Annotated in this window: 20 protein-coding genes; 17 read left to right on the top strand and 3 right to left on the bottom strand. The window is 68.0% G+C overall.

All coding sequences use genetic code 11. The features are described from left to right. Window positions 1-230: 230 nt before the first annotated feature. Window positions 231-1241 (bottom strand): LacI family DNA-binding transcriptional regulator, encoded by a 1011-nt coding sequence (locus tag ACVN90_RS16760; RefSeq protein ID WP_475099334.1) that lies wholly within the window; start codon window positions 1239-1241, stop codon window positions 231-233. A 170-nt stretch (window positions 1242-1411) separates the two neighbouring features. Between ACVN90_RS16760 and ACVN90_RS16755 the strand changes: the two genes are divergently transcribed. From ACVN90_RS16755 to ACVN90_RS16735, 5 genes are all read left to right on the top strand, one after another. Beyond that, window positions 1412-2953, top strand: a complete 1542-nt coding sequence (locus tag ACVN90_RS16755; RefSeq protein ID WP_475099333.1) for a sugar ABC transporter ATP-binding protein — start codon at window positions 1412-1414, stop codon at window positions 2951-2953. Further along, complete coding sequence (locus ACVN90_RS16750) at window positions 2950-3993, top strand: ABC transporter permease (protein ID WP_475099332.1); 1044 nt, start codon at window positions 2950-2952, stop codon at window positions 3991-3993. The genes ACVN90_RS16755 and ACVN90_RS16750 overlap by 4 nt, the downstream gene beginning before the upstream one ends. After that, window positions 3990-5066 carry an ABC transporter permease gene (locus tag ACVN90_RS16745; RefSeq protein ID WP_475099331.1) on the top strand — a complete coding sequence of 359 codons (1077 nt, stop codon included), beginning with the start codon at window positions 3990-3992 and terminating at the stop codon, window positions 5064-5066. Before ACVN90_RS16750 ends, ACVN90_RS16745 begins: the two co-directional genes overlap by 4 nt. Before the next feature lie 38 nt (window positions 5067-5104). Then, on the top strand, window positions 5105-6154 hold the full coding sequence (gene rhaS / locus ACVN90_RS16740) for a rhamnose ABC transporter substrate-binding protein (RefSeq protein WP_475099330.1): 1050 nt from the start codon (window positions 5105-5107) through the stop codon (window positions 6152-6154). Between the two features lie 80 nt (window positions 6155-6234). Next, complete coding sequence (locus ACVN90_RS16735; protein ID WP_475099329.1) at window positions 6235-7338, top strand: LacI family DNA-binding transcriptional regulator; 1104 nt, start codon at window positions 6235-6237, stop codon at window positions 7336-7338. Between the two features lie 1098 nt (window positions 7339-8436). Here the strand turns inward: ACVN90_RS16735 and ACVN90_RS16730 are convergent. Next, window positions 8437-9372: a LysR family transcriptional regulator gene (locus ACVN90_RS16730; protein WP_475099328.1), complete on the bottom strand. Its 936-nt coding sequence runs from the start codon at window positions 9370-9372 to the stop codon at window positions 8437-8439. 124 nt (window positions 9373-9496) lie between these two features. Here ACVN90_RS16730 and ACVN90_RS16725 point away from each other — a divergent pair, with 124 nt between their 5' ends. From ACVN90_RS16725 to ACVN90_RS16670, 12 genes are all read left to right on the top strand, one after another. Beyond that, entirely contained in the window at window positions 9497-10213 is a 717-nt protein-coding gene (locus tag ACVN90_RS16725; protein ID WP_475099327.1) for an SDR family NAD(P)-dependent oxidoreductase, read from the top strand. After that, window positions 10210-10932, top strand: a complete 723-nt coding sequence (locus ACVN90_RS16720) for an SDR family NAD(P)-dependent oxidoreductase (protein ID WP_475099326.1) — start codon at window positions 10210-10212, stop codon at window positions 10930-10932. Before ACVN90_RS16725 ends, ACVN90_RS16720 begins: the two co-directional genes overlap by 4 nt. An 83-nt stretch (window positions 10933-11015) precedes the next feature. Beyond that, on the top strand, window positions 11016-11885 hold the full coding sequence (locus ACVN90_RS16715; RefSeq protein ID WP_475099325.1) for a substrate-binding periplasmic protein: 870 nt from the start codon (window positions 11016-11018) through the stop codon (window positions 11883-11885). Window positions 11886-11942: 57 nt separating this feature from the next. Further along, entirely contained in the window at window positions 11943-12728 is a 786-nt protein-coding gene (locus ACVN90_RS16710) for an amino acid ABC transporter ATP-binding protein (RefSeq protein ID WP_378898697.1), read from the top strand. A gap of 1 nt (window position 12729) precedes the next feature. Further along, the gene (locus ACVN90_RS16705) at window positions 12730-13371 is read left to right on the top strand and encodes an amino acid ABC transporter permease (RefSeq protein WP_475099324.1); all 642 of its coding nucleotides are present in this window, start codon (window positions 12730-12732) and stop codon (window positions 13369-13371) included. Further along, window positions 13371-14015 (top strand): amino acid ABC transporter permease, encoded by a 645-nt coding sequence (locus ACVN90_RS16700; protein ID WP_475099323.1) that lies wholly within the window; start codon window positions 13371-13373, stop codon window positions 14013-14015. Before ACVN90_RS16705 ends, ACVN90_RS16700 begins: the two co-directional genes overlap by 1 nt. A gap of 184 nt (window positions 14016-14199) precedes the next feature. Further along, a complete protein-coding gene (locus ACVN90_RS16695; protein ID WP_475099322.1) occupies window positions 14200-15501 on the top strand; it encodes a flavin-containing monooxygenase in 1302 nt (433 codons plus the stop codon). Between the two features lie 132 nt (window positions 15502-15633). Then, complete coding sequence (locus ACVN90_RS16690; protein WP_475099321.1) at window positions 15634-16902, top strand: Glu/Leu/Phe/Val family dehydrogenase; 1269 nt, start codon at window positions 15634-15636, stop codon at window positions 16900-16902. 14 nt (window positions 16903-16916) lie between these two features. Beyond that, on the top strand, window positions 16917-17489 hold the full coding sequence (gene hxlB, locus ACVN90_RS16685) for a 6-phospho-3-hexuloisomerase (RefSeq protein WP_475099320.1): 573 nt from the start codon (window positions 16917-16919) through the stop codon (window positions 17487-17489). 23 nt (window positions 17490-17512) lie between these two features. After that, the gene (hxlA, locus tag ACVN90_RS16680) at window positions 17513-18136 is read left to right on the top strand and encodes a 3-hexulose-6-phosphate synthase (protein ID WP_475099319.1); all 624 of its coding nucleotides are present in this window, start codon (window positions 17513-17515) and stop codon (window positions 18134-18136) included. Window positions 18137-18396: 260 nt separating this feature from the next. Further along, complete coding sequence (locus ACVN90_RS16675) at window positions 18397-19206, top strand: hypothetical protein (protein WP_475099318.1); 810 nt, start codon at window positions 18397-18399, stop codon at window positions 19204-19206. Window positions 19207-19287: 81 nt separating this feature from the next. Next, on the top strand, window positions 19288-19869 hold the full coding sequence (locus ACVN90_RS16670; RefSeq protein WP_475099317.1) for a helix-turn-helix domain-containing protein: 582 nt from the start codon (window positions 19288-19290) through the stop codon (window positions 19867-19869). Window positions 19870-20189: 320 nt separating this feature from the next. Here ACVN90_RS16670 and ACVN90_RS16665 read toward each other — a convergent pair whose 3' ends face one another. Further along, window positions 20190-22295 (bottom strand): alkaline phosphatase family protein, encoded by a 2106-nt coding sequence (locus ACVN90_RS16665; protein WP_475099316.1) that lies wholly within the window; start codon window positions 22293-22295, stop codon window positions 20190-20192. Between the last annotated feature and the right edge of the window lie 4 nt (window positions 22296-22299).

Here is a 22299-nt window from a genome sequence, read left to right as displayed (position 1 = left end):
GGAGCGAGTTGCGGACGAACGCGATGGATGCTCGGCGGGATGGCAGAGGACCATCATTCTTGTCGACGCCCTGTCACCCGCGTGCTTCGTCGGTGGCCTGCACGCAGCGGATGCGCCTGACTGCGGGAGTCAGTTGTCCGCCTGCGGTCGCGGCAAGTTGCGCTACGCCTCGCCTAGGGACGCTCGTTCGCACGGAGTCAAGGCTCCTTGAGTGCCCCCGCGAAAGACAGTTATCGCGCAGCAGTGGAGTTCCTCACCACGAGCTCAGGAGGGAACACCGTCTGGCGCGCGATGCTGTCCGGGTCGGCGGCTTCTTCCAGCACGATCCGCAGCGCAGTGCGCCCGATCATCCGGCTCGGTTGGCGGATCGACGACAGGGGCACCGCGGCCGCGGCCGCGAATGAGATGTCGTCGAACCCAATGATGGCGATGTCGTCGGGGACAAGCATCCGCCCGTCGACCACGAGGGACTGGAGCAGGCCGAGGGCGAGCAGGTCATTGGCGGCGAAAAGTGCATCGGGCCAATCACGGCGAGAACGAGAGATGATGCGGGTGCCGGCGGCGACCCCCTCCTCGACGGTCATCGCGGAGGTCGCAACCACCTCGAGATCGACGTGGTTGCCGGCGTTCTCAGCAGCGACGCGCGCACCGGCCAACCGGTCGTTGACCTGGCGCATGTCGAACGGGCCGCCTACGAACGCGATTCGGCGGCGGCCCGTCTCGATGAGGTGCTCCACGGCCAGGCTTCCACCCGCGACGCTGTCGACCGACACCGACGAGAATCGGCCGTCACCGCTGAAACGGTCGACGAGGACGGCCGCGATACCGCGTTCCTTCAGGCGCCGCAGTCGTGGCGTGACATCTCCGTAAGGCGCGATGAGAAGCCCTCGAACCTGCTGCTCTTCGAAGAGGTCGAGGTATAGGCGCTCGCGGCGGGGATCTTCGTCGGTGTTGCCGTAGAGGATGGCGATGCCATGGCGAGTAGCCTCGTCCTCAGCACCACGGACGACGTCGTTGTAGAACGGGTTCTGGCCGTCGAGCACAACGAAGCCGACCGTGGTGCTCACACCTGCTCGAAGCTTGCGAGCGGCGTCATTTCTCACGTAGCCGAGATCCTCGATTGCGCGACTGACGCGATCGACGGACTCAGCGGATACCTCGTCCGGCCGGTTCAGGACGTTCGACACTGTCCCAACCGATACGCCTGCTCGTTGCGCGACATCACGGATACTCACCGGCACGTTTCGTCTCCACTTCTTCGTCGGATCACGATTCGGTCACCATCGACCAACGACTTGACCGACGTCGCCACTGAATCTAGAGTAACTTGAACTTGACCTGAATCGATTCAGATCGCTTCAGAGGATCAAGCATCTCATTCGACTACTTTCACCTCAACGAGGAGGATGCCGTGGCAGCCGATGTCGCACCCGCCGCGCCACCCGCGCCCGATCCCCGTGTCGCGCTCGAACTGCGTCGGGTGGTGAAGTCGTTCGGCGCCGTGGTCGCGCTGCGCTCAGGAAGTCTGAGGCTCGAGCGTGGCTCAATCCACGCGCTCATCGGCGAGAACGGCGCCGGCAAGTCGACGCTCGTGAAGATCATCGCCGGGCTGTACCGCCGCGATGCGGGCGAGTTCCTCCTCGACGGCCAGTCGGTCGACTTCACAAGCACGGCGCAGTCGAAGGCCGCGGGCGTCGCGGTCATCTACCAGGAGCCGACGCTGTTCCCCGACCTGTCGGTGACGGAGAACATCTTCATGGGGCGTCAGCCCACGAACCGGGTCGGCAGGATCGATCGTCGGGCGATGCGCACCGAGGCCGTGGAGATCTTCCAGCGCCTGGGTGTCTCCCTCGACCCCGACCGGGTCACCGAGGGCCTGTCGATCGCCGACCAGCAGATCATCGAGATCGCCAAGGCGATCTCGCTGGACGCCCGCGTTCTCATCATGGACGAGCCGACCGCGGCGCTGTCGGGTGTCGAAGTGGAGCGGCTGTTCGCCGTGGCGCGGAGTTTGCGTGACGAAGGCCGTGCGCTTCTGTTCATCTCGCACCGCTTCGACGAGGTGTTCGCGCTGTGCGACACCGTCACGGTCATGCGTGACGGCTCCTACATCGACACCACTCCGCTGGCCGAGACCACCGTGGAGGAGTTGGTTCGCCAGATGGTCGGCCGCGACGTGACCGAGCTGTTCCCGAAGCTGCCGTCCGAGGTGGGCGAGGTGGTCCTCTCGGTCAAGGGTCTGACGCGCCGCGGCGTCTTCCGCGACATCTCCTTCGACCTGCGCGCCGGCGAGATCGTCGGTCTCGCAGGCCTGGTCGGAGCTGGCCGCTCGGAGGTCGCCCGCGCCATCTTCGGCGTGGACGGCTACGAGGCGGGCACAGTCACGCTGCACGGCGTGCCGCTCCCCAAGGGCGACCCGCGTCGCGCCACCTCACGCGGCATCGCCCTCGTCCCGGAGGACCGCCGAAAGCAGGGTCTCGTGCTCGACGACGGGTTAGCCCGCAACATGACTCTCGCGATCCGCTCGAAGCTGGCCAAGTGGGGCCTGATCTGGAACGGCCTCGAGAACGCCGCCGCCAAGGTGTGGGCGAGCCGCCTCGAGGTGAAGACCGCGGCTCTCGACGCCGAGACCGGCACCCTGTCGGGCGGCAACCAGCAGAAGGTCGTTCTCGGCAAGTGGCTCGCGACCGAACCGGCCGTGCTCTTCGTCGACGAGCCCACCCGTGGCATCGACGTCGGCACCAAGTCCGAGGTGCACCGCCTGCTGAGCGAACTCGCCCAGCAGGGCAAGGCCATCCTGATGATCTCGTCAGAGCTGCCCGAGGTGCTCGGCATGGCCGACCGCGTCCTCGTGATGCGCGAAGGACGCCTCACTGGCGAGTTCTCCCGAGCGGACGCGACACCCGAAGCCGTCATGTTCGCGGCCACAGCGGACGCGGAGGCCGCAGCATGAGCACCACGACGACCACCCGCCCGGTAACCCCGGGCAGCAGCAGCGCCGCCAAGCTGGTCCGCCACCTCGCAACCGCGCGGGAGACGGGCATCCTCATCGCCCTGCTCCTCGTGATCGTCGCCGCGACGATCGCCAACCCCACCTTCCTGTTCTCGGCCGACGGGTTCCGCGACCTCCTCCTCACCCCGTCGCTGCTGCTGCTCGTAGCCGTCGGCTCAGCGGTCGTGATCATCACACGCAACGTGGACCTCTCGGTCGGCTCGATCGTCGGCCTGTCGGCTTACCTCACCGGTCGCCTATTCATCGACATCCCGGGCATTCCGCTCATCGGGGTCTTCGTCGGCGGCGTGCTGATGGGCGGTCTGCTCGGCGCTATCAACGGCGCGCTCGTCGCGTTCGCGCGGGTGCCCGCTCTCGTGATCACGCTCGGCACGATGTACATCTATCGCGGCATCAATGTCGCGTGGACCGGCAGCGACCGCATCAACGCGTCGGACATGCCCAAGGACTTCCGCGGGCTCGGCACGGACTCGCTGCTCGGCATCCCGATCCTCACGATCATCGCCGTCGTGGTGCTCGTCGTGGCCGCCTGGTACCTGCGCAACATCCGCGGCGGTCGGGAGTTCTACGCGATCGGCTCCGACCCCGCCGCCGCGCACCTGTACGGCCTGAAGGTCAACCGCCGCGTCATCACCGCGTTCGTGGTGTCGGGCGCACTCTCGGGTCTCGCCGGCGTGCTGTACGCCGCCCGCTACGGGACCGTCAGCTCCGCTGCCGGCTTCGGCTGGGAGCTGCAGGCGATCGGTGCGGCCGTGATCGGCGGTGTCGCGATCTCGGGCGGTGTCGGCACCGTCTGGGGCGCCGCGATCGGAGCATTCCTGCTGCTCACCATCAACCGGGCGCTGCCGATCCTCGGCATCGACGACTTCTGGCAGCGCGCCGTGGTCGGCGCCCTGATCCTGGGCTCGATCGTTCTGGACCGTGTTCTCGCGATCCGCCAGCACCGACGACTCATCGCACAACGGGAGGAGGACCGATGACCACCGCAACCGCCAAGACCAGCACGGTCCGCGTCTACCAGGACTACTCACGTCCGCTCTGGCGCCGCATCCTGTTCACGCGGGAAGCCGCGATCATCGCCATCCTCGCCCTCGTGATCGTCATCGCGCTGGCGACGGTGCGGAACTTCGATAGCCCCCTCACGGTCACCTACCTGCTCCGCGACATCGCGCCGATCCTGCTGATCGCACTGCCGATGACGCTCATCGTCATCACCGAGGAGATCGACCTCTCGGTGGCATCCATCGTCGGCCTCTCCAGCGTGATGACGGGCATCCTGACACACGCCGGGTTCCCGTTCCCGGCCGCCGCAGTAATCGCGATCCTGGTCGGGACCATCGCCGGCGCGTTCAACGGCTTCCTCATCACCGTGGTCGGGCTACCGTCGCTCGCGGTGACGATCGGCACCCTGGCGCTGTTCCGCGGTATCGCGGTCGGTCTGCTCGGCACCACGGCGATCACCGAGTTCCCCGAGGAGTGGACCGACCTCGCGAAGGCGAACATCCCCGGTACACCGATCCCGATGATCATGATCCCGTTCGTCGTGCTCGCGGTCGTCTTCGCCGTCGTGCTGCACTTCACGCCGTTCGGCCGCTCGCTGTACGCGATCGGTCTGAACAAAGAGGCGGCGCACTTCTCCGGCATCGATGTCGGGCGCACCAAGTTCCTGCTCTTCGTGCTCTCGGGCGCGGTGTCGGGCTTCGCAGGTGTCTACTTCACACTGCTCTACTCCAACGCCCGCGGCGACAACGCCATGGGCATGGAGCTTCAGGTGATCGCGGCGGTGCTCCTCGGCGGCGTATCGATCTTCGGTGGACGCGGTGCTCTGCACGGCGTGATCGCAGGTGTCCTGCTCATAGGGGTGCTGGGCTCGGCTCTCCGCCTGGCCGGCGTCACCAGCGACATCATCAATGTCATCACGGGCGTGCTGCTTATCGTCTCCGTGGTGTCTTCCAGCCTCCTCGCATGGTTGCACAAGCGCAGGGCCGCAGCCATCGGGCGAAGAAAGGGACGACGCGGCGCCGATAGCGCCGCTGGGGGCCCGACCCGTTAGCAAGACGCGAACTCATCGCACCAAGGAAGGAAACAAAGATGTTCGGACTCAAGCGCACGCGACGCGCTGGTGTCATCGCCGCGATCGCGGTGGGTGTCACCCTGGTCGCAGCCGGATGCGCCGGCAACAGCGGTGACGGCGGCACCGGCGGCTCGACCGAGGGCGGCGGCGACGCCAACCTGTCGATCACGATGCTGCCGAAGAACCTCGGCAACCCGTACTTCGACACCTCGACCAAGGGTGCCGAAGAAGCGGCCGACGAATTCGGCGGAACGATCGACGAGGTCGGCCCGTCCGAGGCGTCGCCAACTTCGCAGGTGCAGTACATCCAGACCGCGGCACAGCAGGGCGCAGGCGGCCTGATCGTCTCGGCCAACGACCCGGAGGCGATCTGCGATGCACTGAACGAGGCTCGGGACGCGGGGGTGAAGGTCGTCACGTTCGACTCCGACACCAACGCGGACTGCCGTGACCTGTTCATCAACCAGGCCACTGCGGAGGGTATCGCCAAGGTGCAGGTCGACCTGATCGCCGAGCAGATCGGCGACGCCGGTCAGATCGCGATCCTGTCGGCCTCGGCCAACGCGACCAACCAGAACGCGTGGATCGAGACCATGAAGGAGCTGCTGGCTTCGGACCACCCCGACATCGAGCTCGTCGAGGTCGCCTACGGTGACGATGACGACCAGACCTCGTTCGACAAGACCGCGGCGCTGCTGCAGACCTACCCGGAGCTGAAGGGCATCATCTCGCCCACGACGGTCGGCATCTCGGCCGCCGCCCGTTACCTGTCGACGTCGGAGTACAAGGGCAAGGTCGCGCTGACGGGCCTCGGCACCCCGAACCAGATGCGCGAGTACGTCGAGGACGGCACCGTCACTGCGTTCGCGCTGTGGAACCCGGAGGACCTCGGCTACCTGGCCGCGTTTGCGACGCAGGCGCTCATCACCGGTGAGATCACGGGCGAAGAGGGCGACACGTTCGAGGCGGGCAAGCTCGGCTCCTACGAGGTCGGCGCCGACGGCGTCGTGCTGCTCGGCGAGCCTTACGTGTTCGACGCGGACAACATCGGCGACTTCGACTTCTGAGCCGCTCAGCTGGCCCGGCCGGACATCCGGTCGGGCCAGCACTGCACGCCTGTGCTCTGCGAGCGACCATAGCGGCGTCGATGTCCACCCTCACCCCGAAACGGAGGGACGCCATCGTGTCCGGCCACGAGGGCGAGGAGACCGTGCGAAACGCGACGATCCGAGATGTTGCCCGCCGCGCTGGGGTTTCGGTGGGAACCGTATCCAACGCGCTCAACAATCCTGAGGTGCTTGCACCGCAAACGCTGAGACGAGTACGCGCGACGATCGAAGAGGTTGGTTACCTTCGTAGCTCGGCAGGCCGTGTCCTCGTCAAGCAGCGCACCGAAGGCGTCGGCCTGGTCGTTCCAGACATCCGGAATCGCCTCTTCATAGATTTGGCCAACGGTGCGCAAGTTGAGGCGCAGAAGCGCGATCTGCGCCTCCTCATGGCGAACTCGCTCTTCGACATTCATTCCTCCATTGGGGGAGGCGCACCGCCAGACCAGCAGGACGAGTACATCGAATACTTCGCTGAAGCGCGGGTCGACGGGTTGCTACTCGCCACAATGCGGGACCCATCCTTGGAGCTCGCGCGAGCGCGCAAACACCTCAGCGCGGTCGTAGTCGTGAACTTCCGCGCCCTGAACGCACCGTGGTGTTCCGTCCTCATGGACAACCGTCAGGTGGGTGCCCTGGTCGCGCAGCACGTCGCCGACGTCGGCATCAAGCGCGCCTACTTCGTGTCTCCGTCGGACTCTGTCCAGCCAATCATGGAACGTCGCGCTGGGTTGCTCGATACAGCATCGCGGCTCGGGATCCACATCATCGAAGTGACGACGGCGGGCCTCACCTTCGAGGACGGCTGCACCGCTGCGCGCCGCTTGCTCCCCGATGCGGGCAGCAATGACGCGATTGCCGTTCTCTGTCTAGCGGATCAGCTGGCGCTCGGCGTCCTCGCCACTGTTCGCAACCACTCCCAACTCCGCGTGCCTCACGATGTTGCGGTGATCGGCATGGACGGCGACCACCACGGAGCGGCCACCGACTGGATCGGTCTGACCTCAATTGCACTGCCGGCCCATGACATGGGCCGGCGTGCCATTCGGCTGCTCGAGGAGGAGCATCGGCCAACCCACGAGCACCAAACTGTGACGCTCCCTGTGCAGCTCGTGGCCCGCGCAAGTTCTGCTCGGCAGGCTTAGCTCGACTGAGCTGCCGGTCCTGACTTGCGAGGCGGGTCGCCGCCGGTCTCCAGCGGCGGTGGTGTGCCGCGACAGGCGAGACCTCGATACGTCGAGCGTGATCGGCTGCTCGGACGTGTTCGGATGCCCCAGAGATTGCCCGAGCCGCCCGTTGTGCTCCCCACGCCTTCGGACGGTGTGCTTAAACGACTGCCGCTTGCGCCTCAGCGATGCGACTCCAGGCACTATGAGCTTCGGCAGCGAGCGCGGCCGCCTCGCGGCCAGTCTCGCGATCGGGGCACACAACGCTAGTGATGGTCCTTCGTTGAGGGGTGACAGGTGGAAGTCCTTCGGTGGAGTTCAAATCCCTCCGTCTCCGCCAGCGATCGCTGTGTGCTTCGGCGGACGCGCGATGGCATCAGCGCGCCACGGTGTACCGTCCTCCTCGAAAGGCACTCAAGGGTCCGCGCATCCCTCAGTTCACATACGCGCACACCCGGCTGGACAGCGCGCCAGGGTGGACGAAACGGATGTGTGCACCAATGTGTGAACTGGGTGCTCCGATCCCAGTGTTCACGGTGGGTCGCACGTAGTTCCCGCTTGACTACGGATCAGAAGGTTAGGGGTTCGAGTCCCTTCGGGCGCGCACTGTGTTGAGACAGTAACCGGAAGAAGCCCCGATCAGGGGCTTTTTCTGTATCTGCGCTCCCGTTCTGATTCATCCCGCGAGCCCTCTGATTGCGAATCAATAGGTTCGGCTGGTCGAGCGCGGAATTCCGCGGTTGCTGGGCTCCCGCATGATCAGAATCAGACGAGTTTTCCCCGCGGGATGTGTGCACCTATGTGTGCACTAGACCGGCGAGCCGCCTTCCCGTAGCGGCACCGGGTCAGCGCGCGAAGCAGGCCGTGTTCCTCGCCTCGCCTGCCAGCGCGCCCGTGAATGCGACGACGCTCGTCTCCGACTTCGGGTACCTGGCGTGCTCTGCGGTCGGAGCGCTCGCATTCGTCGAGGAGGGCGAGGCGGGCATATCCGCGTGACTCGAGCAGAGACGGGGCTAAACCATCCTTCCGCCAGAGCGGAGCCGCAGCCGCGCCCGGCGCTGGAGTGCTCGGAGATCATCAGGACTGCTCGATTGCGGGGGCTTCGCGTGCGATGCGCTGAAGGATCCGGTGGGCGAGGCGCATGAACTGGGCGGTGGCGGGGGAGATCGCGCCGCCCTTGCGTGTCACGAACGCGTAGTGCTCGACGATGGGCGGGTCCAGCGGCGCCCACGAGAGACCGCGCGACTGCATGAACTGGCGCCCGACGTGGAAGGAGACGAGGGAGTCGCCGACACCCTGCGCCGCGAGTTCGAGGGCGTGCGTTTGGAACTCGACTTCGACGATCGGGCGGATCACGGCACCCTCGCGCTGCGCCCGCTCGGTGAGCGAGACCCGCAGCGGGTCGTCGTTCGACCAGCGCGCCTCCGACAGGATAAGGGGCCGCGACGCGAGGGTCGCGATGTCGATCGGCCCCGTCGTGCGCTCGGGGTTGCGTGAGACGTACACGGCCTGATCGCGGAACACCGACGGCGTCAGCTCGAGCTCGCGGTCGTCGATCGGGAGCTGCACCAGCCCGGCCTCGAGGTGCCCTTCGCGCACCTCGTCGGCCACCTCGGACGAGTTGAGCCCCACCACCTGGATGCGCACCGACGGGTACAGCTCGTGGAACTCGCGGATCAGATCGGTGAGCAGATACAGGTGGGCGCTGTTGAACGTTCCGAACGAGACGGTGCCCTCCTCGAGCGACCGCAGCCGCTTGCTCCAGTCGGCGAGCTCGCGCGCATCGCTCAATGTGCGCTCCGCGAGCGGCAGCAGTTGCTTGCCGGCATCCGTCAGCAGCAACCGTCGGGACGTCCGCGTGAAGAGGGTGACCCCGAGCGAGGTTTCGAGCACATTGATCTGCTCCGAGAGGCTCGGCTGTGCGATGTGATGCTCGGCGGCCGCTCCGGCGAACGTTCCGACTCGTGCGGCCGAGACGAAGTACTCCAGTTGACGGACGGTGGGGAGTGCCATGACGGGCTCCGATCTCAAGGTTCAACCTATGTCTACCACCTGTGAACAAGCATTGCCCTGCTTCTCAAGGGCTGGTGCACTGGGTTCCCAACAGCGAACAACGCATCGAAAGGCCGGAACTCACATGCAGGGCACTCAGCGCACCGTCGTCGTCACGGGAGCAGCATCCGGGATGGGACTGTCCACCGTCCAGACGTTCCTGCGCTCCGGATGGCGGGTCGTCGGCCTCGACGTCGTAGAGAGCACCGTGGACGACGCCGCGCCCGGCGCGTATTTATCGGCCGTGGTCGACGTGCGTTCCCGCGACGACCTCGACCGCGTCCTCGGCGAACTGCTGGCGACCGGCGAGCCCATCCACGCCGTCGCCAACATCGCCGGCGTCTACCCGCCCACGACCCTCGAGACCTACGACGAGGCGACCTACCGGCGCATCTTCGACATCAACGTGCTCGGCATCCTGAACGTGATCGCCGCGGTCCGCCCGCGCATGGTCGACGGATCGGCCGTGGTCAACTTCGCATCGGTGGACGCGTTCACCGTCTCGCCCGGGCAGCTGCTCTACGGCGCCTCCAAGGCCGCGGTCGTGATGCTCACCAAGGCGCTGGCCCTCGAGCTCGCGCCCGCCGGTATCCGCGTGAACGGCATCGCTCCCGGCTGGGTTGCAACGCCCGGAAACGCGGCGACGGGGCGGATGGAGGCTGCAGCCGCCGGCATACCGCTGGGCAGGGTCGCGCAGCCCGAGGAGATCGCGGACTGGGTGCTGCTGCTGTCGACGCCCGGCGCGGTCGCGTTCATGACCGGCGAGACCGTCGTGCTTTCCGGCGGGGACGTGATCCGATGAGCGCCCCCGACACGATCATCATCACGGGCGCCGCGCGCGGTCAGGGTGCCGCCCATGCCGCGCACCTCGCTCGCGGAGGGACTCGCATCGTCCTCACCGACGTGCTCGACACCGAGGGCGAGAACACGGCCGCGGTGCTGCGGGCCTCCGGGGGCGACGCGGTGTATCGCCACCTCGACGTCACCGACGAGGAGTCCTGGGCCGCCCTCGCCGCGGAGCTTTCCGGCCCGAAGCACCGGGTGCGCGCGCTCGTCAATAACGCCGGGATCCTCCGCTACGACGTGATCGCCGACACCAGCCTCGACACCTGGCGGCTGCATGAGCGGGTGAACGTGCACGGCGCGTTCCTCGGCATCCGTGCCATCGCCCCGCTCTTGGTGACCGGCGGATCCATCGTCAACGTCTCGTCGACCGCCGCCCTCGTCGGCAGCGCAGGGTACGGCGCCTACGCGGCGTCGAAGGCCGCCGTGATCGCCCTCACCCGCGTCGCCGCCGTCGAGCTCGCACCGCGGGCCCGCGTCAACGTCATCTGCCCCGGAGGCGTCTCGACCGCCATGAACGACGACGAGCCCGCCGGAGGGACGTCCTCGCTCACCCCGCTCGGCCGCCGCGCCCACGCCGACGAGATCTCCCCGCTGGTCGAGTACCTCATCTCGCCATCGGCGTCGTTCGTCACCGGCTCCGTCTTCACCATCGACGGCGGCCTCACCGCCGTCTGACCCGAACCACCCGTCCGCCCCTCGATCAGAAACCCGCACCACCCGCACCCACAGCTCCACCCCCCACAGAGAAGAGAAACCCGATGAACACCCGCACCTTCCCGCGCCGAATGTCAGCCGCCATCGCCGCCCTGAGCCTCGCCGGCCTCGCCCTCGCCGGCTGCGCCGGTGCCGCAGCATCCACCGTCGATGCCAGCTGCGAGCCCGCCCACGAGGGCCTCACCACCTACACCGCCGGCACCCTCACCGTCGGCGTGCCCGAGAACCTGCCCTACACCCAGACGAAGGGGTCTGACGCCGCAGGGCTCGAGATCGACCTCATCAAGAAGATCGCGGCGGCCGAGTGCCTCAACATCGCCTTCGTGCCGATCACATACGCGAACGGCATCCCGATGATCAGCGAGCAGAAGAAGGCCGACCTCATCACCGGCGGCTGGTACGTCACCGAGGCGCGCGCCGAGCAGGTCGGGTTCACCGCCCCGACCTTCTACGACAGCATGGGCATCATCTCCAAGGACGGCCTCACCACTGTCACCGAACTGGAGTCCGCCGGTGATGTCGGCAGCGTCGCCGGGTTCTCGTGGGAAGGCGACATGAGCGCCGTGCTCGGCGACCACCTGAAGACCTACCCGGGCACGGTCGAGACCAAGCAGGACCTCGTCAGCGGCCGCATCCAGGCGGCGCTCGACGGCTACGCCGTGGCCACGGTCGCCTACGCCGGCACCGACTTCACGGTCGAGCCGGCCGAGGCCGACGACCGGATCGCCATCACCACCTCGATGCCGATCATCGCCTTCCCGATCGCCAAGGAGAACACCACGCTGTCGGACGCGATCAGCGAGCACATCGACCAGTTCCGCGAGGACGGCACGCTCGAGGAGGTGCTCGCCGACTACGACCTGCCGGCCAGCCTGCTCGTGTCGGCCGACGTCGCCGAGACCTCCATCCGCTGACAGGCGCCGGGCGCCGGCGAAACGCCGGCGCCCGGCACCATTTCCCGAGGAGTCCCCATGAACCCCGGACTGATCACCCAGAGCAACGCGATCGCCCACGCGGGAGTCGAGATCTCGCACCTGTCGAAGAGCTACGGCGACCACCTGGTGCTCGACGACATCTCCATCTCGGTCAAGCCCGGCAGCGTCACCGCGCTGATCGGCCCCTCCGGCTCCGGCAAGAGCACGCTGCTGCGCTGCGTGAACCTGCTGGAGACCCCCGACAAGGGCACCGTCACCGTCGGCACTCAGACCATCGAGGCGGGCCGCAAGGTCAAGGACCGCGAGCTGCTCCAGCTGCGCCGGCAGGTGGGGATGGTCTTCCAGTCCTTCAACCTGTTCCCGCACTTCTCGGTGCTGCGCAACGTCGCCTTCCCGCAGGAGAAGATCCTCGGCCGCAGCCGCGAGGAGGCCGAGGCGCGCGCGTTGACGCTCCTCGAGCGCGTCGGACTCAAGGACAAGGCGCACCAGCACCCCGCCCGGTGCTCCGGCGGCCAGCAGCAGCGCATCGCGATCGTGCGGGCGCTCGCACTCGACCCCCGCGCGATGCTGTTCGACGAGCCCACCAGCGCCCTCGACCCCGAGGTCGGCATCGAGGTGCTCGCGGTGATGCGCGAGCTCGCCGACGCGGGGATGACGATGATCGTGGTGACCCACGAGATGTCGTTCGCCCGCGACGTGGGGGACCACCTCGTGGTGATGGCCGACGGTCACATCATCGAGGAGGGCGACCCCGCCCAGATCATGGCCGACCCCCGCGAGGAGCGCACCCGCCGGTTCCTCAGCGCCGTGCTGGATCGCTGACATGCAGGACGCACTCGTCGCCGTCCTCATGGGGCTGCCGATGACGCTGCTCGTGACGGCCCTGGCCTTCGTGATCGGCGCGATCGGCGGCATCCCGATCATGCTCGGCCTGCGCTCGAAGTGGGCTCCCCTGCGCGCGACCATCCGCTTCGTCGTCGACCTCATCCGCGGCATCCCGCCCATCGTGTGGCTGTTCCTCATCTACTTCGGGGTCCAGATCGGCTCGATCCGGCTCGACTCGCTCACCGCCGCGGTGATCGGCCTCGGGATCATCTCGAGCGCGTACCTCGCCGAGATCTACCGCGGCGGCTTCACGACGCTGCCGCGAGGTCAGACCGAAGCGGCCGCGGCGCTTGGCCTCGGCACCCGCACCACGTTCGGCAGGATCCTCGCGCCGCAGGCGCTGCGCACCGCGCTGCCGTCGATCACCACGTTCCTGCTGTCGCTGCTCAAGGACTCGTCGATCGCCTCCACGATCGGCGTGGCCGACATGGTGTTCGCGGCGAACATGTTCGCCCGGCAGAACCCCGCGACGGCAGGCATCCTGCCGTTCTTCATCGCCGCGGCGGTGTACCTGATCGTCAGCATCCCGATCGCGATCGCGGCGCGACGACTCGACACGCGACTGAGGAAGGCGCAGTGATGGACATCGTCGAGTACCTCCCGCGACTGCTGCAAGGACTTGTCGTGAGCCTGCAGCTCACGGTGCTCTCGGTCGTCTTCGGCTACGCGATCGGCCTGGTCTTCGCACTCGGCGTGAGCTCGGTGCGGCCGTGGCTGCGCTGGCCGGCGCTCATCGTCGTCGAGATCGGCCGCGGCATCCCCGCGCTGGTGGTGCTGTACATCGTGTACTTCGGCCTCCCGGCCCTCGGCATCCTGTTCGAGAACTTCTGGGCCGCCGTGATCGGCCTGACGTTCTCGGCCGGTGCGTACTCGTCCGAGATGATCCGCGCGGGCATCCAATCGGTTCCGCGCGGGCAGACCGAGGCGTCCTCCGCTCTCGGACTGCCACGCTCCACGTCGTTCACGCGCATCGTGCTGCCGCAAGGGCTGAGATCGGCGATCCCGGCGCTCATGGGCCTCGCGATCATGTCGTTCCAGGCGACGTCGCTGGCCTACTCGATCTCGGTCAACGAGCTGATGAGCCAGGCGTACCAGATCAGCAACATCACCTTCGAGTACCTCGCCGTCTATTCGGTCACCGGCCTGATCTACGCCGCGATCGCGGTTCCGGCCACGTGGCTCTCGGTGGGCGTCGAACGGCGACTGTCGCGCGGACACGCCTGACAGATCGATCCACGGATGCTGCACCCCGCCGTTAGGGCGGGGTGCAGCATCCGTCTTTCCCGCCTCGAAAGAACCATAGGAGAAACCTTTATCTGTCATCAGATAGTGAGCCTTTCCCTCTGGCTCAGACGCTCGTAACGTCGTTCTCAAGCCTCCAACACCCACCCCGAACGAAGGACACGACATGACCCGCTACGCGGTTATCGGTGCCGGCGCCGCCGGCATCTCGGCCCTGCAGCAGCTGCGCCAGGCCGGGTACGACGCCGACTGCTACGAGAAGACCGACCGGGTCGGCGGCCACTGGCACACCGACTACGACGCCCTGCACCTCATCACCTCGCGCGACATGACGCACTTCGAGGACTTCCCGATGCCGGCGGACTACCCGCACTTCCCGCGCCGCGACCAGGTACGCGAGTACATCGAGTCCTACGCCCGCCACCACGGCCTGTACGAGGTGATCCGCTTCAACACCGCCGTGACGTCGGTCGAGCCGATCGCCACCGACGGCCCCGTCGGCTCGGCAGGCTGGACAGTGACCCTCGACACCGGCGAGCGCATCGACTACGACGGCGTGCTCGTGGGCAACGGGCACCTGTGGGACCAGAAGACCCCGCCGGTCGCAGCCGACTTCACCGGGAAGCAGGTGCACTCCGGCTCGTACCGCAACACTGGCGACATCGAGGGCACGCGAGTGCTCGTGGTGGGCGCCGGCAACTCCGGCTGCGACCTGGCCGTCGACGCCGCGCAGCACCGCTACGAGGTCGACATCGTGATCCGCGAGGGCACGTACTTCCAGCCGAAGTCGTACTTCGGCGTGCCGCGGCAGGAGGTCGCGTGGCTGAACGAGTTCTCGTCCGACGAGCAGGACCTCATCTCGCGCCTGCTGGCCCGCATCTCGATCGGCGAGGCCAAGGACTACCCCGGCCTTCCCGTGCCGAAGCACCGCACCCTCGCCGAAGGCAGCACGGTCGTCAACAGCCTGCTCCTCTACTGGCTCCAGCACGGCCGGGTCACGGTCCGCCCCGGCATCGAGCGCATCGCCGGCACGACCGTGCACTTCACCGACGGCACCGCCCGCGAGTACGACACGATCCTGTGGGCGACCGGCTTCCACTCGAGCCTGCCGTTCCTCGCCGACGACCTCGTCGAGCGCCGCTACGGCGCGCCGCTGCGCTACGCCGGCGGCGTCGTGCCCAAGGGCCTCGAGAAGCTCTACTACATCGGCATGGCGGCCCCGCGCGGCCCGCAGATCCCGGTCTACGGCGTGCAGGCGAAGCTCGCGATCCGCATGATCGAGCTCCACGAGGCGGCCGACGGCGGCTTCGCGGGCGTCGGGGCCTACCTCCGCGGGCTGCAGGACGACGAGCACCGCATCGACATCGTGCGCGCGATCTGGAACGACCAGATGGCCGACACCCAGCGCCTGCTCGACGCCTTCACGGCCGCCCGCGAGAGCGACCCGGTGCCCGAGGCGGTGGCGTGATGGAGCCCCACGATGCGTCGGTGATCGAGGACCAGTGGGTCCCGATCACCGAGGCGGTCGTCGTCCTCGGCTACGACTGACCGCCGCCTCGCCCGACCGACCGACCAGATCGACACGAAGAAGGGAACCGCAATGACGCTCACCGCCCCCATCCCGATCATCAGCTCGCCACTCGCCTCGGCCCGGCGCCAGCTCTCGGACGCCGCCGCGTACCTCGAGCTCGACCACGGCCTCTACGAGATGCTCTCCCGGCCCCGCCGGGAGATGACCGTCAGCGTGCCGCTGCGCCGCGACGATGGATCGATCGCGCTGTACACAGGTCACCGCGTACAGCACAACCTGTCGCGCGGCCCCGCCAAGGGCGGCATCCGCTTCAGCCCGGGCGTCGACCTCGACGAGGTGCGCGCCCTGGCGATGTGGATGACGTGGAAGTGCGCCCTGGTCGACATCCCGTACGGCGGTGCGAAGGGCGGCGTCGCGATCGACCCGCGGACGCACTCGCAAGCCGAGCTCGAGCGGGTCACCCGCCGCTACGCCAGCGAGCTGGGCGAGTTCATCGGCCCCGAGCGCGACATCCCGGCGCCCGACATCGGCACGAACGAGCAGACCATGGCGTGGATCATGGACACCGTCTCGACCGGCCGCGGGGTCACGCTCCCCGGCACCGTCACCGGCAAGCCGCTGGCGCTCGGCGGATCGCTCGGCCGCGCCGACGCGACGTCGGTGGGTGTGACGGTCGTCGCGCTCGAAGCGCTGAGCGCCTACGGGATGCTGCCGTACCGGCCGACGGCCGCGGTGCAGGGCTTCGGCAAGGTCGGTGCCGGCGCGGCACGCCTGCTCGCGGCATCCGGTGTCCGTGTCGTCGCAGTGAGTGACCAGTACGGCGCCGTCCACGCCGACGGCGGCCTCGACATCGATGCGCTCGAGGCGCACGTCGCGGCGTCCGGGTCGGTCGTCGGCTTCGCCGGCGGCGAGCCCATCGACGGCGCGGAGCTGCTCGAGCTGCGCGTCGACGTGCTCGCGCCCTGCGCGATCGAGGGCGTGCTGCACGCCGGCAACGCGCACCGCGTGCAGGCGCGCATCGTCGTCGAAGGTGCGAATGGTCCGACGACGCCCGAGGCGGACGAGGTGTTCCGCGACCGCGGCATCGTCGTGGTCCCCGACATCCTCGCCAACTCGGGCGGCGTCATCGTCAGCTACTTCGAGTGGGCGCAGGCGAACCAGGCTTACCGCTGGACGAGCCGCGAGGTCGAGGAACGGCTGCGGGAGCGGATGTCGGACAGCTGGGCGCACGTGCACGCCGAGGCGCAGCGCACCGGGCGCTCGCTGCGCGAGACGGCGACGGTGATCGCGGTCGAGCGCGTCGCCGACGCCCACCGCCTGCGCGGCCTGTACCCCTGAACCGAAGGAAACCGATGACCCCCTCCCACTCCGCGCACGCGCTGAAGCTGATCGATTCGGAGCTCGGCGCCGTCACCGAGACGCTCGCGACCGAACGCGCCGCCGAGATCGCCGAGCTCGCTGCGGTCCTTCGCGACGCTCGCCGCGTCTTCGTGCTCGGCCTCGGCCGCTCGGGCCTCGCCCTGCAGATGACCGGCATGCGGCTCATGCACGTCGGCCTCACCGTTCATATCGTGGGCGACGCCACCACTCCTGCGATCGAAGGCGGCGATGTGCTGCTCGTCGCCAGCGGCTCCGGAACCACGGGCGGCATCGTGCGCGCCGCAGAGAATGCCGTCAAGGCCGGCGCGCACGTCGTATCGATCACGGCGAATCCGGCGTCGCCACTCGCGACGGCCTCCGTCGCGACGGTGATCGTGCCGGCTGCGGGCAAGCTCGACCGCTCGGGCGCGAAGTCCGCGCAGTACGCGGGGAGCCTGTTCGAACAATCCGTCGTCGTCATCGGCGATGCCGTCTTCCACACGCTGTGGCTCGCCTCTGGCGCCACCGCCGACGACCTGTGGCCCCGCCACGCCAACCTCGAATGACCGCAGCCAACGAAAGGAAACCCATGAAGCTGCAGTTCGCCATCGACACCCTCACGACCGAGCACGCGCTCGCGCTCGCTGCGGCCGCCGCGCCGCACGTCGACATCCTCGAACTCGGCACACCGCTCATCAAAAGCGAGGGCCTGTCGGCGATCACCGCCATCAAGCAGGCGCACCCGGACAAGGTGGTGTTCGCCGACCTGAAGACGATGGATGCCGGAGAGCTCGAGGCAGAGATCGCCTTCGGCGCCGGCGCCGACCTCGTCACCGTCCTCGGCACTGCCGACGACAGCACCATCGCCGGGGCCGTCAAGGCGGCGAAGAAGCACGGCAAGGGCGTCGTCGTCGACCTCATCGGCGTCGCCGACAAGCCCGCGCGCGCCAAGCAGGTCGTGGACCTGGGCGCGGAGTTCGTCGAGATGCACGCCGGCCTCGACGAGCAGGCCCAGCCCGGCTACTCGCTCGACGCGCTCCTCCGCGACGGCGAGGCCGCGGGTGTGCCGTTCTCCGTAGCCGGCGGCGTGAACGCGTTGAGCATCGCGTCGGTGCAGGCGTCAGGGGCCCGCATCGCTGTGGCCGGCAGCGCCATCTACAGCTCAGACAACGTAGAGGAGGCCGCCGCTCTCCTGCGCGCGGCCATCGACTGACCGACGGACTCCGAACGGCTGGTCAAGAGCGAAATTCCGCTGGATGCCGCGCTTCGACGTGCTCGGAATCAGGCGAGCCGGCCGTCCCGATGTGTGCACGTATGTGTGCACCATGTGTGCACGAGAAGTTGGCCGGGTGCGGTGGTTGAGGTCGGTCGACCGACCCGGGTAGGGAGTTGTCCACAGGCCGCCGTCTTTGTGGGTGAGCGGGTTGTCCGGGATGCGAGGATGTCTCGGGCTGAGTGGGAAGGCATGTGGCGATGGCGGCATCCTCGGGAGTGTTTCGCCCTGAGCGTGGCATCACCGCGATGTATTTCTCGGCGTGCGTGATCGGCGTCGGCTGCGGCGCCATCTTGGTCTATGCGGCGTGGGGCCTGGGGAGTGTCTGGCTCGCGGTCCTCGCGCTGGGGGCAGTCGCCGTGAGTGCTTGGGCGGCTGCACGCTGCCTCATCGCGCGTATCGCCTTTGATTCGGAGATGCTGCACATCGTCGGCTTTCTCCGCACTCGACGGATCCCGCGTGCCGCGATTCTGTCCGTCGATCGGGCCGATCTCGAGTGGCCGATGGTCCAGTGGTCGCTACCGGCGGCGCCGGATCGATGGAGCCCGCTGACTCCGATCATGCTGAACTCAGGCTCGTTCTTGCCGGCGTCCATGTACCGTCGGCGGCACCGGTTCCTCGCCCAGTTGCACGGCTGGGCCCCCGATTCGAGTGGTGCCGCCGTTCGACCCGGCTTGTGGTCTCGGGTCATGGACGGGTTTGTCCGGATGGTGCTCGCAATCGGCCGCTCGCCCGTTCTCCGGATCGTGATTGGGCTCGTGCTACTCGCGGTCGCTGCAGGTGGGTACTGGCTCGGCGCGTGGACGGCGCTTGCCGTGATGCAGGGTGGAGCGACGCTTCCGCGCGGCGCGATCGCCAGCGTCTTCTGGGTCGTTGGCGCCGCTGAAGCCGCCTATTGGCTGATACCCCTGCGTCGACCCAACCCCCGCGCTTGGCACATCACGCTGACCATCCTCACGGCGCCGCTTGCCGCACTGCTCATCGGCGCGATCGTCTCCAGCTTCAACTGACCACCAGTGAATCCCTGTCCGAGCGGCGCCCCGAAGCGTGGGAGGGTAGACTTATCTAAGTCGATAACTGGGAGGTGCGAAATGACCATCGTGAACTCTCTGCGACGCGCCCGCCGTCGCGCTCGTGTCAGCCTGGGTGAGGCGGCAACGCGATCGGGTGTGGGCATCACGAACCTCTCGGCCATCGAGAATGCTCGGCGACACCCGACCACCGAGACCGCGCAGCGCATCGCTGACGCGATCGGTGTCACCTTCGTTCCCGTCCTCGCGCGGGGGCGGAGCACCGTCGCGGCATCCGCGGATGCCATCGCGCAGGCCGAGGATGCCGGCAACCCCCGTCTCGCCTACCGGCAGTTCATTCAGCTCGCCGATGACCTCGCCGCTGTGGACCCTGTCACGAAGGTGCTGCTGTCCGCCGAGGAGCCTGACCTCACTGGCAGGCGCTGGGACGACGCTGTGGCGGCGCTCGTGGAGTACCGATTGGCGGAAGCTGGTGCCCCGCTTCCTGGATGGGTCACCGAACGCCGTGGGGACGCCGACGAGCCGTGGGAGCCTCAGCGGGCGGCGTTGCCGTTGCCGTTTCCCGCAGACATCACCGCCGTCGCCGAGCCGTTCCTGCGCAGGGGAGTGCTCATCGAAGAGAACGAGTTGGCGGGCGCGTGACCAGCACCGAACTCAGCCGCGATGAGGTCCTCGCGGGCCTTCGTGACATCGTCCGTAGACCATCTTCGGCATGTGGCCGACCTGGTGGTTGGTTCCTCGGTGCCGCCATCGCCGCTCGAGACATCGCGTCGAACGAGAGCAGGACCGCGGGCTGCCCAGCGGTGCCGCGCACTGCTGTGCAAGCAGTGGCGTGGGGCCTGTCCGCGTCGCTCTCGGGCTCGTAGCTTGCGACACCCCCGCGAGCGTCCGCGTGCACCATCGCGAATGCGGGTTGCCCCGGGAGCAGGTGAACCGCTCCCGGGGCATTCGCTTGCTGTTCGTCAGCCCAGGAGGGTGAAGACCACCGTGTAAGAGTTGCCGGCGACGTCGGCGACGACGAGTGTGTTCTGACCGACGACGGCGCCGAACATACCCGGCTTCACGAAGTTGAGGTCGGACCAGATGTTGTTCGAGAGGTCCTTGACGACACCGTTCAGCTCGACCTTGTCGATCTTGCCGGCGTCGAAGAGCTTGAAGCTGACCTTCTCGTAGGTACCGTCGGCGCCGATGGTCTCACCGGCGCCGGTCTTGACCGTCGCGGTCGGCAGTGTCGCGTCGATCGTGAACGCTGCGGTGCCGGTCTTCGCGATGTTGCCGGCGAGGTCCTCGGCATTGAACTTCACCGTGTACGCGCCGTCGGGAAGCGTCACCGTCGCGCGGTGCGTGCCGCTCGTGGCGCCGCCGATCGGGGTCTGCGTGCTCTTGACGAGCGTGCCGTCGCGATAGATGTTCGCGACGATGCGCTTCAGGCCCCGGTCGTCGGTCGCGTCGACCTGTACCTCGATGGTGCGGAGCGGGCCGGCCGTGGTCGGCGCCACGAGCGTCGCGACGGGCTTGGTCGTGTCGGGAGTGACCGGAGCCGCATCCTGGTCGAGCCGGACGCGGTCGACCGTCCAGAACGCGCTGTTCGTGCCCGTGTAGTGGAAACGGAACTGGGCCGTGCGGGCGCCGGCCCGGGTGTCGAAGGTCAGGCGCTCGTTCGTGTTCGTGTTGGCCGAGTACGCCTTCAGCGGCTGCGGAGTGCCGCCGTCGAAGCTCACCGACACCTCCGCCGACTGCGGGCCGTCGATGAAGTAGTTGGTGGCATAGGTCAGGGTCGCGGTCGCGGCGCCGGTCAGCGGGTACGCCGGGCTCACCAGCGTGGAGTCGAACTGGCCGGCAGCGTGCGACTTGTCGTCCCACTCGTCGGAGTCGGCGACAGCGAACACGTCGCGGCTGCGAACGCTCGTCTCGCGACGCTGGCCGAGTTCGACGCCGGTCCAGAACTCGTCGGTCGCGAACGACCAGCCTGCCCACTCGGCGACGCCACCGGCGGGCATCTTCGAGTTGTCGATGCTCCACCCGTCGGGCGTCGTGTGCGTCCAGCCCACCACGCCGGCCGCGGGACGTGTCTCGTCGACCTTGCCCTGCAGCATGGGTCGGAGCGCGTCGAAGTCATCGGCCTTCAGGTCGCCGACTGCGGTGCCGTCGAGGTTCCACGCGGCATCGGGGGTGACGCCTGCGGCGGCGATCACGGTCGGAGCGATGTCGACGACCTTGACGTCGTTGCGGACGGAAGCGGCAGGGATGCCGGGACCCGCGGCGATCACGAACGTCTTGCGCTCGGCAGCGGTGTTGCCGCCGTGGCCACCGGTGGGCGTGTGGCCGTGGTCGGCGGTGACGACGATGGTCCAGTCCTCGTCAGCATAGGTGGCACGGGCTCGGACGGCGCCGAGGATCTCGCCTATCTGGGCATCCGCGCGCTTCAGCGCGGCACCGTAGGCGGCGCCGTTCGTGCCGACCGAATGCCCCGCGCCGTCGACTTCGTCGAGGTGCACGAACACGTCGTCGGGGTCGCCGGTGGAGAGCGCGGTCACAGCTCGTGCCGTGGTGCCGGCGTCGTTCCCGCCGGCGATGCGCTCGTCGACGGCCGGACCGAAGATGGTCTGCGGGACGGGCGACCAGGTTCCGACGACGAGGGTCGAGCGATCCGGCGCGGCGGCCTCGATGCGGGTCAGGTAGTCGGGGAACTCGGCGTAGTTCGGGTTGCTGAAGCTGTTGTCGACGACGCGGTGCTTGTCGGGCCAGACACCGGTGGCGATGCTCGACCAGCCCGGCCCCGAGACCGTGCCGGCCATCGGCTGAGCGTAGAGGTTGCTCGTCGAGGTCAGGCCGGCAGCGCGCAGTGCATCGAGGTTGGGCATTTCGGCTGCTTCGAGGAAGTCGAAGCTCGCACCGTCGACGCCGATGACGAGGGTCTTCGCGGTGCGAGCGTCGGCCGAGGCTGCGACGGCTGTCGCTGCGGCGGCCGGTGAGGCTGCGCCCTGGACGCAGAGGGGAGCGGCGACGATCGCCGCGGCGAGGAACGAGGTCGAGACGGCGCGGACTGCGCGGTTCGGCGAGGGCATGGGG

It is taken from the genome of Microbacterium sp. F01, assembly GCF_056156365.1.
This window is presented reverse-complemented; position numbering and strand designations above follow the sequence as displayed.